This is a genomic window from Streptomyces sp. NPDC005803, assembly GCF_040630435.1.
Taxonomy (GTDB): Bacteria; Actinomycetota; Actinomycetes; order Streptomycetales; family Streptomycetaceae; genus Streptomyces.
In genome coordinates this window covers 201,519-215,327 of the sequence record NZ_JBEXXO010000008.1, presented here as the reverse complement: position 1 = coordinate 215,327, position 13,809 = coordinate 201,519, and the positions used below count along the sequence as shown (strand labels likewise).

General features: G+C 73.2%; 11 protein-coding genes. 5 read left to right on the top strand and 6 right to left on the bottom strand.

Annotated elements, in window-relative coordinates; all coding sequences use genetic code 11:
- Nucleotide 1 precedes the first annotated feature (1 nt).
- Complete coding sequence (locus ABZ454_RS14330; protein ID WP_356323093.1) at nucleotides 2-1,120, bottom strand: ferritin-like domain-containing protein; 1,119 nt, start codon at nucleotides 1,118-1,120, stop codon at nucleotides 2-4.
- A 178-nt stretch (nucleotides 1,121-1,298) separates the two neighbouring features.
- Here ABZ454_RS14330 and ABZ454_RS14325 point away from each other — a divergent pair, with 178 nt between their 5' ends.
- The 5 genes from ABZ454_RS14325 (at nucleotide 1,299) to ABZ454_RS14305 (ending at nucleotide 7,665) form a co-directional block, all read left to right on the top strand.
- Nucleotides 1,299-2,234, top strand: a complete 936-nt coding sequence (locus ABZ454_RS14325; protein ID WP_356323095.1) for a diiron oxygenase — start codon at nucleotides 1,299-1,301, stop codon at nucleotides 2,232-2,234.
- Nucleotides 2,235-2,274: 40 nt separating this feature from the next.
- Nucleotides 2,275-3,027 carry a TetR/AcrR family transcriptional regulator gene (locus ABZ454_RS14320; protein ID WP_356323097.1) on the top strand — a complete coding sequence of 251 codons (753 nt, stop codon included), beginning with the start codon at nucleotides 2,275-2,277 and terminating at the stop codon, nucleotides 3,025-3,027.
- 17 nt (nucleotides 3,028-3,044) lie between these two features.
- Nucleotides 3,045-3,311, top strand: a complete 267-nt coding sequence (locus tag ABZ454_RS14315; protein ID WP_356323099.1) for a hypothetical protein — start codon at nucleotides 3,045-3,047, stop codon at nucleotides 3,309-3,311.
- Between the two features lie 80 nt (nucleotides 3,312-3,391).
- Nucleotides 3,392-6,295, top strand: a complete 2,904-nt coding sequence (locus ABZ454_RS14310; RefSeq protein WP_359537993.1) for a PQQ-binding-like beta-propeller repeat protein — start codon at nucleotides 3,392-3,394, stop codon at nucleotides 6,293-6,295.
- A gap of 161 nt (nucleotides 6,296-6,456) precedes the next feature.
- Complete coding sequence (locus ABZ454_RS14305) at nucleotides 6,457-7,665, top strand: NlpC/P60 family protein (RefSeq protein ID WP_359537991.1); 1,209 nt, start codon at nucleotides 6,457-6,459, stop codon at nucleotides 7,663-7,665.
- A gap of 76 nt (nucleotides 7,666-7,741) precedes the next feature.
- Here the strand turns inward: ABZ454_RS14305 and ABZ454_RS14300 are convergent, their stop codons facing one another.
- Genes ABZ454_RS14300 through ABZ454_RS14280 form a run of 5 tightly spaced genes read right to left on the bottom strand, consistent with a single transcriptional unit; the run spans nucleotide 7,742 to nucleotide 13,526 of the window.
- Nucleotides 7,742-8,977 (bottom strand): styrene monooxygenase/indole monooxygenase family protein, encoded by a 1,236-nt coding sequence (locus ABZ454_RS14300; RefSeq protein WP_356323105.1) that lies wholly within the window; start codon nucleotides 8,975-8,977, stop codon nucleotides 7,742-7,744.
- A gap of 29 nt (nucleotides 8,978-9,006) precedes the next feature.
- Nucleotides 9,007-9,657 (bottom strand): ATP/GTP-binding protein, encoded by a 651-nt coding sequence (locus ABZ454_RS14295; RefSeq protein ID WP_356323107.1) that lies wholly within the window; start codon nucleotides 9,655-9,657, stop codon nucleotides 9,007-9,009.
- Entirely contained in the window at nucleotides 9,638-10,054 is a 417-nt protein-coding gene (locus tag ABZ454_RS14290; RefSeq protein ID WP_356323109.1) for a DUF742 domain-containing protein, read from the bottom strand. Before ABZ454_RS14290 ends, ABZ454_RS14295 begins: the two co-directional genes overlap by 20 nt.
- Complete coding sequence (locus ABZ454_RS14285) at nucleotides 10,051-10,530, bottom strand: roadblock/LC7 domain-containing protein (protein ID WP_356323112.1); 480 nt, start codon at nucleotides 10,528-10,530, stop codon at nucleotides 10,051-10,053. Before ABZ454_RS14285 ends, ABZ454_RS14290 begins: the two co-directional genes overlap by 4 nt.
- Nucleotides 10,527-13,526: a nitrate- and nitrite sensing domain-containing protein gene (locus ABZ454_RS14280; RefSeq protein ID WP_359538077.1), complete on the bottom strand. Its 3,000-nt coding sequence runs from the start codon at nucleotides 13,524-13,526 to the stop codon at nucleotides 10,527-10,529. The genes ABZ454_RS14285 and ABZ454_RS14280 overlap by 4 nt, the downstream gene beginning before the upstream one ends.
- Between the last annotated feature and the right edge of the window lie 283 nt (nucleotides 13,527-13,809).

Below are 13,809 nucleotides of genomic sequence, written 5' to 3'. Positions count from 1 at the left end.
CTCAGGCGGCCGAGGGGTCCGCGCCGCCCTCCGCTATCGCCTCCGCGACCTCCGCCACCCGCGCCTGCTCCTCCGCCTCGAAGCGCTCCCGGTCGAGCTGCTCGGCTATCTCCTCGTCCTGGGCCATCAGCAGGTCCAGGTTCGAGTCGCCGAGCTCGAAGACCCCCATGTCGACGTACGCCTTCTGGAGGCGTTCGCCCCACAGGCCGATGTCCTTGACGCACGGGACGATCCGGCTGAACAGCAGCTTGCGGAACAGCTGGAGGAACTCCGAGTGCTCCGAGAGGTCCTTCGCCTCCTGCTTGGCGATGCCGAAGTTCTCCAGCACCTCGACCCCGCTGAGCCGGTCGCGCATCAGGTAGCAGCCCTCGATGACGAACTCCTCGCGTTCGCGCAGTTCGGCATCGCTCAGCTGCTTGTAGTAGTCCCGCAGCGCCATCCGGCCGAAGGCGACGTGGCGGGCCTCGTCCTGCATGACGTACGCGAGGATCTGCTTGGGCAGCGGCTGGGTCGTGGTGTCGCGGATCATGCCGAACGCGGCGAGGGCCAGGCCTTCGATGAGGACCTGCATGCCGAGGTAGGGCATGTCCCAGCGTGAGTCGCGCAGGGTGTCGCCGAGCAGCCCCTGGAGGTTGTCGTTGATCGGGTACAGCATCCCGACCTTCTCGTGCAGGAACCGGCCGTATATCTCGGCGTGCCGGGCCTCGTCCATGGTCTGGGTGGCGGAGTAGAACTTGGCGTCCAGGTCGGGGACGGACTCCACGATCCGGGCGGCGCAGACCATGGCGCCCTGCTCACCGTGGAGGAACTGGCTGAACTGCCAGGAGGTGTAGTGCTTGCGCAGCTCGCCCCGGTCCTTCTCGGTCATCTTCGCCCAGTGCGGGGTGCCGTACAGGGTGAGGGCCTCGTCGGGGGTGCCGAGCGGGTCGGCGGGGTCGACCTCGAGGCTCCAGTCGATGCGCTTGTTGCCGTCCCACTGCTTGTCCTTGCCCTTCTGGTACAGGGCGAGGAGACGCTCACGGCCGTCGTCGTAGTCCCAGCTGAAGCGGGCGGCGCCCGAGGCGGGCACCGTCCACAGCGGCTGCTCGGGGGCGGTGGTGTAGAGGTCGTGTGTCGACACGGACGGCTCCTTCGCCTCGCGGAATCCGGTAAGTCGGCTGGCGCCTCGTTCAGTTGGCAGGTTCACACGTTGGTAGACGCCGGGTCAACAAGTCGTGCGCAAGGGATTGACGGCCTTGCTGACAGGCAGTCTCATAGTGGATGACCGTCGGTAACCCATGGGAGAGGTGCGTCCAGCCATGACGACCGTGACCGAACGCGATGTGCAGTTGCTCCGCGACGCACTCGGCCCGCTCCGCGACCGCGAGCAGATCGCCGAACGACTCCTGGAGGCCTCCGCCAAGCACTCCTTCGACCCGGACAAGGAGCTCGACTGGGACGCGGCGGTCGAGGACGGCAAGTGGTTCTGGCCGCCCGAGCTGATCTCCCTCTACGACACCCCGATGTGGAAGAGGATGTCGCAGGAGCAGCGGCAGGAGCTGGCCCGGCACGAGGCCGCCTCGCTCGCCTCCCTCGGCATCTGGTTCGAGATCATCCTCATGCAGTTGCTCGTCCGCCACATCTACGACAAGCCGGTGGTCAGCAACCACGTCCGCTACGCGCTCACCGAGATAGCCGACGAGTGCCGGCACTCCATGATGTTCGGCCGGATGATCACCTGGGGCGGTGCGCCCTGCTACCCCGTTCCGCGCCGGTACCACCAGATGGCCCGGGTGCTGAAGACCGTCTCCACGACACCCGGATCGTTCGCCGCGACGCTGCTCGGCGAGGAGATCCTCGACTGGATGCAGCGGCTGACCTTCCCCGACGAGCGCGTCCAGACGCTGGTGCGCGGGGTGACCCGCATCCACGTGGTCGAGGAGGCCCGGCACGTCCGCTACGCCCGCGAGGAGTTGCGGCGCCAGATGGTGACCGCCCCGCGCTGGGAGCGCGAGCTCACCCGGGTGAGCTGCGGGGAGGCGGCCCGCGTCTTCTCCGTCTGCTTCGTCAACCCGCAGGTGTACGAGAACGTGGGCCTGGACCGGCGGGAGGCCGTGGCCCAGGTGAAGGCCAGCGGCCACCGGGCGGAGGTCATGCAGTCGGGCGCCAAGCGGCTGACGGACTTCTTCGACGACATCGGGGTGCTGAGCGGAGTGGGACGCAGGCTGTGGAAGAGCTCGGGCCTGCTGGCCTGACGGCGCCCGCCGGCCGCCGGTCGGTCTTAGGCTGGCCTGTATGACCCCTGCCGCACCCGCGCCGCCCAGCCGTGCGTACCGAAGGCTCAGCGTCGAGGAGCGCCGCGCCCAACTCCTCGGCGCGGCGCTCACCCTCTTCGCGCACCGGGCCCCCGACGAGGTCTCGCTCGACGAGGTCGCGACGGTGGCCGGGGTGTCGCGCCCGCTGGTCTACCGCTACTTCCCCGGAGGGCGCCAGCAGTTGTACGAGGCGGCGCTCAGGTCCGCCGCGGAGGAACTGAAGCTGTGCTTCGCCGAACCCGCCGTGGGCCCGCCCACGGAACGGGTGACGCGCGTACTCGACCGCTATCTCGCCTTCGTCGACGAGCACGACGCCGGCTTCAGCGCGCTGCTGCGCGGGGGCAGTGTCGCCGACACGTCCCGTACGAGCACGATCGTCGACGAGGTACGGCGGGCGGCGGCCGCGCAAATCCTTCTGCACCTGGGCCGCGGCGCCGGCAGCGAACCCGCGCCGCGGCTGCGGATGATGGTGCGCACCTGGATCGCCGCGGTCGAGGCGGCGTCGCTGATCTGGCTGGACGAGGGGAAGCGGCCGGCCGCGTCCGAGCTGCGCGACTGGCTCGTCGACCAGTTCATCGGTCTCCTCGCCGTCACCGCGGCCACGGACCCGGAGACCGCGGCCGCGGTGGCCGAACTGCTACCGCTGGAGACCGCGGACGGCCCGGCCGGACGGCTGGCGGAACGGCTGATCCCGGTGATCGGCGCGGCGGCGCACCTGCTGCCGCCGGGCTGATCGGTCAGACTGGCGCGGTGAGAAGCCAGAACACACCCTTCACCGGCGGCCCACTGGACGGGCGGGTCCTGCCCGTCCTGGTCGGCGCGACCGGCCACCCGCCCAAGTGGTACGAGGTCCCGGTCCCGGCCGCCGACGGCGGACCGGCCACCGTGTACGCGTACCGCAGGGTCCCGGCCGGGTACACCAAGCGGCTGGGGATCCAGCGGGGCTGGGTGTACGAGTACGCCCCGGACGGCCGCGAACGCCACCGGCCCAAGTGGCCCTGGTCGAAGCCGCAGTGACCCTTGCGGGCGGAACGGGCGGGGCCGGCCGGTCTAAGATCGACGGTCTGGTCCGAGGGACGGTCACAAGGGGGTGCGCCATGGAGGCGCTGCGTCAGGACGATCCACGCCGCTTCGGCCCGTACACCGTGCTCGTGCGGTTCCGTGAGACGGCCGCCGCGGTCCAGTACCTCGCGCACGGCTCGGACCCGGACGACCTCGTCCTGATCACCGCGGCCCGGCCGGCGCTTGCCGCGTTGCCCGCGTTCCGGCGGCGGTTCCACGCCGAGGCGGCGACCGCCGACCGGCTGGCCGGCGGCTGGGTGGAAGCGCGGCTGGACACTCCCGCGGACGGCTCCGAGGACGACGACCGGCCGTGGACGGCCTCGGCGTACGTACCGGCGCTGACCCTCGCCGAGGCGGTCGACCTCGCCGGGCCGCTCCCCGAGCGTGCCGTGCGGATACTGGGCGCGGGCATCGCGGAAACGCTCTCCCGGGTCCATGCGACGGGAGCCGTCCTGCAGGGGCTCGCCCCCCGGACCGTACTGCTGGCCGAGGACGGGCCGCGGCTCACCGCCTTCGGGCCGCTGGGCGCGGCGGCCGACGCCGAGGCGCGGCCGGGCGGCCAGCTCTCCGTACGGCTCGGCTATCTGACCCCGGAGCAGGTCGCGGGCCAGGAGGCCGGGGCCGCCTCCGACCTCTTCGTGCTGGGCCTGCTGCTCGCGTACGCGGCGACGGGCAGCACCCCGCTGGCGGACGGCCCGGCCGCCGAGGCCGCCGACCGGATCGCGCACACCGACCCCCGGCTGGACGCCGTGCCGGACGCGTTGCGGGAGCTGGTCGCCCGCTGCCTGGCGAAGGACCCGGCCGAGCGTCCGACGGCGGGCGCGGTGGCGGCGGAGCTGGCGCTGGAGGGTGCGGCCGGACTGGCCAAGGGTGGCTGGCTGCCGGAGCCGCTGAGGGCAGCGGTGGCCGAACAGAACGCCCGGGTGCGGGCGCTGGACGCCCCGCCGCCCGCCGCCGCCGAGGCCGGCGCGGCGGAGGCGGACGCCGCCCGGGACGCGGGGGCCGTGCCCGCCCCCGCCGAGCGCCCGGACGCCCTCGCGGACGCCCTGGTGATCGCGGACGCCGTCCCCGCCCCCGCCGCTGAAGACGCGAGGGCCGTGCCCGCCCCCGCCGAGGGCCCGGACGCCATCGCGGACGCCGTGGTGGTCGTGGACGCCGTCCCCGCCTCCACCGCTGAAGACGCGGGGGCCGTCCCCGCCCCCGCCGAGGGCCCGGACGCCCTCGCGGACGCCGTGGTGATCGCGGACGCCGTCCCCGCCCCCGCCGCTGAAGACGCGAGGGCCGTCCCCGCCCCCGCCGAGGGCCCGGACGCCATCGCGGACGCCCTGGTGATCGCGGACGCCGTGCCCGCCGCCGCCGAGGGCGTCCCCCAGGACCCGCCGTCCCCGCTCACACCCCACCGCGACACCCGGACCGCACAGTTGGGGGTCATCGACCACCAGGCCCCCCGGCCCGACCGGGTGACCACCCAGCTCGCCCTGCCGCCCGCGCCGCCCGTGCTGCCGACCGCCCTCCCCCTCGCGCCCCAGGCCCCGCGCCCGGCGGCAGCGCTGCCCGCCCCCGGGCCCGTCGCACCCCTCCCCTCCGCCGCGCCCCCGGCCCCCGCGAAGCGTGCCGCCGTCGACCGCCGGACCCTGCTGACCGCTGCCGCCGCCGGAGCCGTCGGCCTCCTCGCCGGGGGCGGCGGGGTGCTGGCGCTCGGCTCCGGCGACGACGTCGAGCCCACGGCCGACGCCAAGCCCGCACCGAGCCCCAGCCGGCCCGTCGTCGCCGGGCTGCCCCCGCAGCCGCGCTGGATCTACACGCACCCGGCGGCCGAACCGGCCCCCCTCACCGCCGCCCTCTGGAACGAACGGCTGCTGGTACTGACCGGCGAGACCCATGCGTCCGCCGTCGATCTGCGCACCGGGCGCCGGGTCTGGGAGAGCCCGGACGCCGCCAAGGGCCAGGCCGCCCTGGCCGCCGGCCAGGAGTTCTGCTTCGTCGCCGGACCGTCCGAGTTCCTGTGGCTGTCCGCGAAGGACGGCCGGGTCGCCCACCGGGTGGCGTACGCCGACGGCTTCGCGGGCGCTCCGCACCTGTCGGTGCGGCGTCTCGTCGGATCCTCCGGGCCGCACCTCTGGTTCACCGGCTCGCACCAGGTCACCGTGAAGGCCCCCAAGCCCGCGAAGGGCAAGAAGCCGGGCAAGGACCGGCAGGTCGTCAAGTCGTACCTGTTCGGGTACGACATCGAGCAGCGCAAGGAACTGTGGCGGACGCCCGTGCCCACCGGACGCGGCCCGATCGCGCCCGTGTACCGCCTGGTGGCGGTCCGGCCGGACGCCGTCGTCGTGCGGCAGGACCGGCTGACGCTCACCCCCGCCGATGTGAAGGCCGCCAAGGGCAAGGCGCTCTTCCGCTCCTTCGACCGGCAGACCGGAAAGCTCCAGTGGGCCAAGACCGTCGGCACGGTCGGCCCCGACGCGGCGGCCGTGGGAGACGCGGACGGGGTGCTGTACGCGGCGGTCGGCGACGACCTGCGGGCCTTCGAGACCCCCGGCGGCCGGCCGAAGTGGACGCTGAACGGCACCCCGGGCTCCGTCTTCGGAACCTCGGCCGAGGCCGGTGCGCTGCTGCACACCACCAACCGCAACCAGGAGGTGGGCGTGGTCGACCGGGCAACCGGGAAGCCGCGCTGGCGGCGGTCCACGGAGGAGGTGGCCGGCGGACCGGCCCCCGCGGTCACGGTCAGCGGCTCGGGCGGCACGCTGCTCGCGGCCGGAGCCGGACAGGTCACCGCGTTCGCGGCGGCCGACGGCCGACGGCTCTGGAAGTTCCAGGACATCGGGGACCAGGACCCGCAGGGGGCGACCGTCACCGCCCCGTACCAGGTGCTGGCCTACGGCGAGAGCGCGGTCGTCCGGCGCGACCGCGTGGTCTACGCCTTCCCGGTCGCCTGACGGGGCGGCCTGCCACGGCCGCCCCGCCGCCTTCCGGGGGAACCGGGCCGCCGCCACGCCCGGGGGTTCTTGCATTGCCCGAAGGGGAGTGAGCGTATGGAGGAATTGCGCTCACTCGTGGGGTAGTCGCACGATTCGCCCCGTTTTCCGGAGGTGGTGTCGTGTCGGGCAAACTCTTGCGCTCCCTCGGCACGGCGGCGCTGGCCGCCGTCATCGTGGCCTCGCCGGCCGCAGCGTTCGCGGCGCCCTCGCCCGGTCCCGGCGACCCCGCCTCCCCTGCCGCCGGGCCCACGGCCGACCCCGCCTCCCCTGCCGCCGGGCCCGCGGCCGCGCCCGCCGGCAGCGTCGCCGGACTGCTGAGCGAACTCCAGCGGCTGTACCGGCGGACCGAGGAGGCCGCCGAGACCTACAACGGGACGGCGGCCGAGCTGAAGAAGCGGACGGCGCAGGCGAAGAAGCTGGAGTCCGCGCTCGTCACCGCCCGGCTCTCGCTGTCCCGCGGCCGCGACGCCGCCGGCCGGCTGGCGCGTGAGCAGTACCAGGGCCGTTCCGACCTCTCCGTGTACCTGCGGCTGCTGCTGATGCGCGATCCGGAGCACGCCCTCGACCAGGGCCAGGTCATCCAGCGGCTGGCCGCCGGCCGGGCGGCCACCCTGAGGCGGCTCGGCGGTGCCGAGAAGCGCGCCGCCGAACTGGCGAAGGAGTCCCGCAAGGTGCTGGACCGGCAACAGGTGCTGGCGGCGCGGCAGAAGAAGGAACGCGACGCCGTCCGGTCCCGGCTGAAACAGGTCGAGGGGCTGCTCGCCACGCTCTCGCCGGACCAGCTCGCCGAGGTCAACCGCCTCGAACGGAAGGGCACGGACAAGGCCCAGGACGCCCTGGTCACCTCGGGCGCCCTCTCCTCGGCCCGGCGGGCGACCGCGGAGGGCGCCGAGGCGGTCCGGTACGCGATCGAGCAGATCGGCAAGCCGTACGTGTGGGGCGCCGAGGGGCCGGACTCGTTCGACTGCTCCGGCCTCACCTCGCAGGCCTGGGCGAGCGCCGGCCGCACTGTTCCCCGTACCTCGCAGGAGCAGTGGCGTCAGCTGCGGAAGGTGCCGCTGAACGCCCTGCGTCCGGGCGACCTGGTGGTCTACTTCCCGAAGGCGACGCACGTGGCGCTGTACATCGGCAACGGTCTGGTGGTGCAGGCGCCACGGCCCGGTTCCCAGGTCAAGGTCTCCCCGCTGGCGTCGAATCCGCTGCTGGGCGCTGTCCGGCCCGACCCGGAGGGCGTGCCGCTGACCACGTACGAGCCGCCGGAGCTTCCCGAGGGAGCCTCCGGGGGCTCCGACGAGGGATACGGCGCCACCTCGGCGCCCGGCGAGTGACGCACGGCCGGGCCGGGCCCGCCGCAGGAGCCGGCGGTGCCCGGCCCGGCCGGTGCGAGCGCGGAGTGCGCGGGGCTCAGGCCCCGGCCACCGACGCCAGGTACGCGTTCGTCTTCTCCGGGTCGAAGAAGAAGTTCTCGAAGTCCGCCGGGTTGTTGAACCCGTTGGCGAAGCGGTCGGCGACGGGCTGGAGCTGGCCGGCGGCGCCGATCAGGTTCAGCACGTGCTCCGGCGGGACGCCGAGCATGGCGTTCGTCCACTTCGTGACGTGCTGGGCGGTCTCCCAGTAGCGGTCGAAGGTGGCCTGCATCCACTCCGCGTCGAACGCGCGGTCGCCGTGCTCGATGATCGAGTCCAGGTAGGCGTTCGCGCACTTGGACGCGGAGTTGGAACCCTGGCCGGTGATCGGGTCGTTGGCGACGACGACGTCCGCGACTCCGAGCACCAGGCCGCCGCCGGGGAGCCGGCCGATCGGCTTGCGGACGGTCGGGGCGTAACGGCCGGCGAGGGTGCCGTTGGCGTCGGTCAGTTCGACCTTGGTGGCGCGCGCGTACTCCCACGGCGTGAACCGCTCCATGAGCTCCAGCGTCTTGGCGAGGTGCTCCGAGGGGTCCTTGATGCCCTGGAAGGCGTCGATCGGTCCGCCCGGGACGCCCTCCCAGAAGAGGATGTCGGCGCGGCCCGACGTGGTCAGGGTCGGCATGACGAAGAGCTCGCCGACACCCGGGACCAGGTTGCAGCGGACCGCGTCGAAGTCGGGGTGCTCGGGGCGCGGGCCCATGCCGTGGACGTACGCGACGGCCAGGGCGCGCTGCGGGGCGTCGAACGGCGAACGCGAGGCGTCCCTGCCGAACATGGAGACCAGCTCGCCCTTGCCGGCCGAGACCATCACCAGGTCGTACGTGCGGGAGAAGTAGTCCAGGTCGGAGACGGCCGCACCGTGGATGACGAGCTGACCGCCGCGCTGCGCGAAGGTCTCCATCCAGCCGGCCATCTTCACGCGCTGGTCCACGGACTGGGCGAAGCCGTCCAGCTTGCCGACCCAGTCGATGGCGCGCGAGGAGTCGGGGGCCGCGACGGAGACGCCGAGGCCCTCGATGCGCGGGGCCTGCGACTCCCAGAAGTTGAGCTGGTAGTCCCGCTCGTGCTGGAGGGCCGTGTGGAACATGCACTGCGTCGACATGACCCGGCCGGAGCGGATCTCGTCGGCCGTGCGGTTGGACATGAGGGTGACTTCGTACCCTTTGGACTGCAGTCCGAGGGCGAGCTGGAGCCCGGACTGGCCGGCTCCGACTATGAGTATCTTCCGCATCGCGGTTCTCCGTTGTGTGTGACGGCGAGTTACGCCGGGGTGGCGTCGAGAGCGTGGCCCACCAGGGCCAGCAGCGCCTCGACGACGGTGATCCTGTTACGCGCGTCCATGATCACAACAGGTACGTGCGGAGGGACGGTCAGGGCTTCCCGGACGTCCTCGGCCTCGAACCCGGGCGTCCCCTCGAAGTGGTTGACGGCCACGATGTACGGCAGTCCGCAGCTCTCGAAGTAGTCGAGGGCGGGGAAGCAGTCGGCGAGCCGGCGGGTGTCGGCCAGCACGACGGCGCCGATCGCGCCGCGCACGAGGTCGTCCCACATGAACCAGAAGCGCTGCTGTCCGGGGGTGCCGAAGACGTACAGCACGAGGTCGTCGTCGAGCGTGAGGCGGCCGAAGTCCATGGCGACGGTCGTGGTGACCTTGTCGGGCGTGGCGCTGAGGTCGTCGGTCTCCTCGCTGGCCTGGGTCATCATCGCTTCGGTCTTCAGCGGGGTGATCTCGGAGACCGAACCCACGAAGGTGGTCTTGCCCACCCCGAAGCCGCCCGCGACCACTATCTTCGTGGCGATCGGGGCCCGGGTGTGGTCGAGCTGCCAGGCCTGCAGTGCTTCCTCGGCCTGGTCCTTCGGCCCCGGCTGACGCGGGGCGAACAGCGGCGACTCAGAGACGACGGAGTCCATTGAGCACCCTTTCGAGCAGTGCGCGGTCGGGCTGGCCGGTGCCGTGACCGGTTCCGTACACGCGGATCTTTCCCTGGTCGGCCAAGTCGCTGAGCAGCACCCTGACCACGCCCAGCGGCATCTTCAGCAGGGCCGAGATCTCCGCGACGGTACGCATCCGGCGGCAGATCTCGACGATGGCCCGGAGCTCCGGCATGACGCGCGAGGCCAGGTTGCCGTTGGTCAGTTCGCGGCGCTCCTCGGGGGCTTCGAGCGCGGCGACGAACGTCTCGACGAGCAGGACGTGGCCGAAGCGGGTGCGGCCGCCGGTCAGCGAGTACGGACGCACCCGTGCGGGCCGTTTGTCGGCCCCGCGCACGGGGAGCCTGCGGGCGGGTTCAGCAGCAGCGGGGGTCACTGGGCGCTCTCCATCGATTTGCGCAGCTCACTGCGGAGTTCGGGGGTGAGTACGTGTCCGGCACGGCCGACGAAGAGCGCCATGTGGTAGGCGACGACGCTCATGTCGCAGTCGGGGGTGGCGTGCACACCGAGCAGCGAACCGTCGCTGATCGACATGACGAAGACGCTGCCTTCCTCCATGGCGACCATGGTCTGCTTGACGCCGCCGCCCTCCATCAGCTTCGCGGCGCCGACGGTCAGGCTGCCGATGCCGGAGACGATGGTCGCCAGGTCGGCGCTGGAGCCCCGGGGGCCGTCCTGCCGGCCGGTCGTCCGGGCGCTCTGGTGGCCGGGGTCGGAGGAGAGCAGCATGAGTCCGTCGGACGAGACGACGGTGACCGAGTGGACCCCTGGCACCTCCTCCACCAGATTGCTCAGCAACCAGTGAAGGTTCCGGGCCTCGGTGCTCAGCCCGAATGTGCTGGGCGCAGTCACTTGCGTGCCTCCTCGACTGTGTCCCCCGTCTCTCCGGTCGGGCCATCGGTACGGCCTGCCGGCTCGCTGTGCTCGGTACGTGGGGTGCCGCCGGCCGGGGCGGTGGCCTCGGCGATCTCCGCCTCGACGTCCCGGCGGCCGTTCTTCGCGCCCTGGTGGAAGCCGCCGAGTCGCCGGCGCAGGGCGTCCTTGTCCACGCTGCCGGTGCGCTCGGGCGCGGAGGCGGACGCGGGCTTGCTGATCTTGGGGGTGCGCTTGGGGAGCCCCTTGCCGGTCACCTGCGCCGGCTCCGGCTCCGGGTGGCGCGGCCCGGGGAGCGCGTCGGCGACGGAGGGCGCGGCGGGGGCCGGCCCGGGTGCCGGGGCGGGGTGCGGGGGGCCGGTCCGGGGCGGCGCGCCCTCGTCGGCGGTGCGCTCGTGCCGGTCGGGGCCGATGGCGTACGGGCCGGCGGCGGTCGTGGGCTCCGGGCCGTCCGCGTAGACGGGGGCCTGGGTGAACTCGGGTCCGTCCTCGACGTCGGGGACCAGCGGGAGCCGTACCTGCATCGTGGTCTCGGCCTCGGTCTCCACGGGGCGCACGGGCCCGGAGTCCGGGGCCGGCTGAGAGGAGAGCGCGGAGGGCGCCTCCTGCGCGCCGTCCGGCCCGCTCGCGGCCACGGGTGCGTGGCCGGCGGGGAGGTGGTCCTCGGCCGGGGCCACGGGCCCCGGGCCCGGCGCGGGGGCGGGCACGGCGCCGGTCTCGGCGATCGTCTGCTCGGCGGCCTCGATGAGCGGGTCGCCGGCCGGCGCGAGCGTGCGGCCCGGCAGGGCGTTGGAGTTGGCCTCGGCCACCGAGCCGGGCAGGTGCAGCGTGGGCGCGTCCCCGGGGGCCGTCACCGGCGGCGGGGTCGCGGCCGGGGGAGCCTTCGGGAGCAGGGCCTGCGGCAGCACGACGACCGCGGTCACCCCGCTGCCCTTCTGCTCGCGCAACTGGACCCGTACGCCGTGGCGCGCCGCCAGCAGCGACGTGACCTGGAGGCCGAGCCCGGCCCCGTCGGCGCTCTGCTCCCCCGCCTCGAAGAGCGACGGGTCGCCGAGACGGGTGTTGAGCTCGCCCATCCGTACGGACGACATGCCGATGCCCTCGTCCTGCACGGAGAGCATCACCTCACCGGTCTCCAGCAGCCAGCCGGACAGCTGGACGTGGGAGTCCGGCGGGGAGAACGAGGTGGCGTTCTCCAGGAGTTCGGCGACGAGGTGGCTGAGGTCGTCGGCGGCGAACCCGGCGATCTGGGCGTGCGGAGGCAGGGACTGGATGGTGACGCGCTCGTACCGCTCGATCTCGCTGACCGCCGCGCGCAGCACGTCGACGAGCGGGATGGGCCCCGGGTGCCCGTGTGCGTGGTCGGCGCCCGCGAGGACCAGCATGTTCTCGCTGTGGCGCCGCATGACGGTGGCCATGTGGTCGAGCTTGAACAGCGTGGCGAGCCGCTCCGGGTCCTGCTCGCGCTCCTCCAGGGACTCGATGACGCCGAGCTGGCGCTCGACGAGACCGAGGGTGCGCAGCGAGAGGTTGACGAAGGTGTGGTGGACGGTGTTCCTGAGCTTCTCCAGCTGCGTCGTCAGGTCCGCGGTGTGGACCTGGAGTTCGGCGCGCTGGAGGGTGAGGGCCTCGCGGCCGGCGATCAGTTCGCCGCGCTCGCCCTCCAGCTGCTCGAACCTTCCGTTGAACTCGTGGAGCAGTCCGTGCAGCCGGCCGTGCAGGGCGTTGATGGACCGGACGACCTGGGCGAACTCGTCGTTGCGGCCGGTGTAGCGGACCGGTTCGGCCGTCTCGGGCTCCGCGGCGAGCCGGCCGGCGCCGATGCGCAGGACGGCCAGCGGCTGGGTGAGGGTGCGGGCCACGGCGGTGGAGACGCCGACGGCGATCAGCAGGCAGCCGCCGAGCAGCGCGATCCGCAGTTCCAGCGCCGTGACGTCGTCGTCGCGCAGTTGTCCGAGCCGCTGGACCTGGGCGGTGCCGAGGGCGGACTCCACGCTCCGCATCCGGTCGATCCGCGCCGAGAGGGCCGCCTGGAGCTTCTTCCGGCTGACCTTCTGGTCGGACTCGGAGAGTTCGGGGCGGTCGGTGAGTCCGGCGAGGTACTTCTCCGCGCTGTTGACCTCGGGGCCGGTCACGGTGGTGGCCAGCTTGTCGCGGGCGGTGGCGCCGGCGGCCTGGTCGAAGTCGGCGAGGGCGGAGAGCTCGCCGACCCGGGACTGCTGGGCGGCGCCGCTCAGCTCGTCGCGGGCGCGGTCCTCCTTGGTCTCGCCCTCGTCCTCCGTCTGGACGGGCAGACCGGTGTACGGGTCGATCTGCGGGTCGGCCGGTTCCTCGCGGGGGACGGCGAGCGCGGCGAGCAGCAGTCCGCGGGTGGCGGAGGCCTGTTCGGTGGCCCGGCCGAGGGCGAGGGGGGCGCGGACCGCCTCGGCGGCGCGCGGCGGGGTCTCGTCCGCGAGTTCGTCGGCGAGGTCGTGGAGCTTGGAGATGACCTCGGTGTACGCCTGGTGGGCCTCCAGCGCCGTGCCCTTGCCGCCGAGGGCGTCCCGGCGCAGCGAGGGGATGGCGGAGAGGTCGCGGCGCAGCACGGCGGGGGCCGCGTCCCGGATCTCGTCCACCTGCTGGTCGACCCGGGCGCTGCGGCTCGCGGCGCCGTCCGTCCCGCCGGGCTTGCCCTCCCGGCCGGCCGCGATGAAGGCGGTGACCTCGTCGCGTTCGTCGGCGAGGGAGTGCGCGAGGGCGATGGCCTGCTGGTTCAGCTCGGCGAGGGTGACCAGCCGCTGCGACTCGGTCAGGTCGGACGAGGCGCTCAGGACCGCCGGCGCTCCCGCGGCTATGACGGTGATCCCGACGACCGCGACGCCCGCGACGAGCCGGCTGCGGACGCGCACGGCGCGCCCGCTCTCAGCCGGCGCCGAAGGCGCCACCTCGGACCCGCTGTGCTTGCTGCCCTTGCTCCGAGGCCGCTTCTTCTGCACCGGTGCTCGCAATCTCGACTCGTCCGCCCTTGAAGCAGAGGTGACGCTCGGTCACGTGAACGAGCGCCCCGTCCCCTGGTACGGCTTCCGACCATTCCAGTGCTTTTGAGAGGGGGGCGCGCATCAACCGCTCCGCCACTCGAACGAGTGAACCTCACTCCCGAGTTGGCGAACAAGTCTCCCCACGAGCCCCCGGCGGCACACCCGGGGCTCTGGCTGGATCTTCGGAGCAGGCTTTGGCAGGATGCCCGCCCGCACACTTCCCGGAGCGATTCCTTCCGCT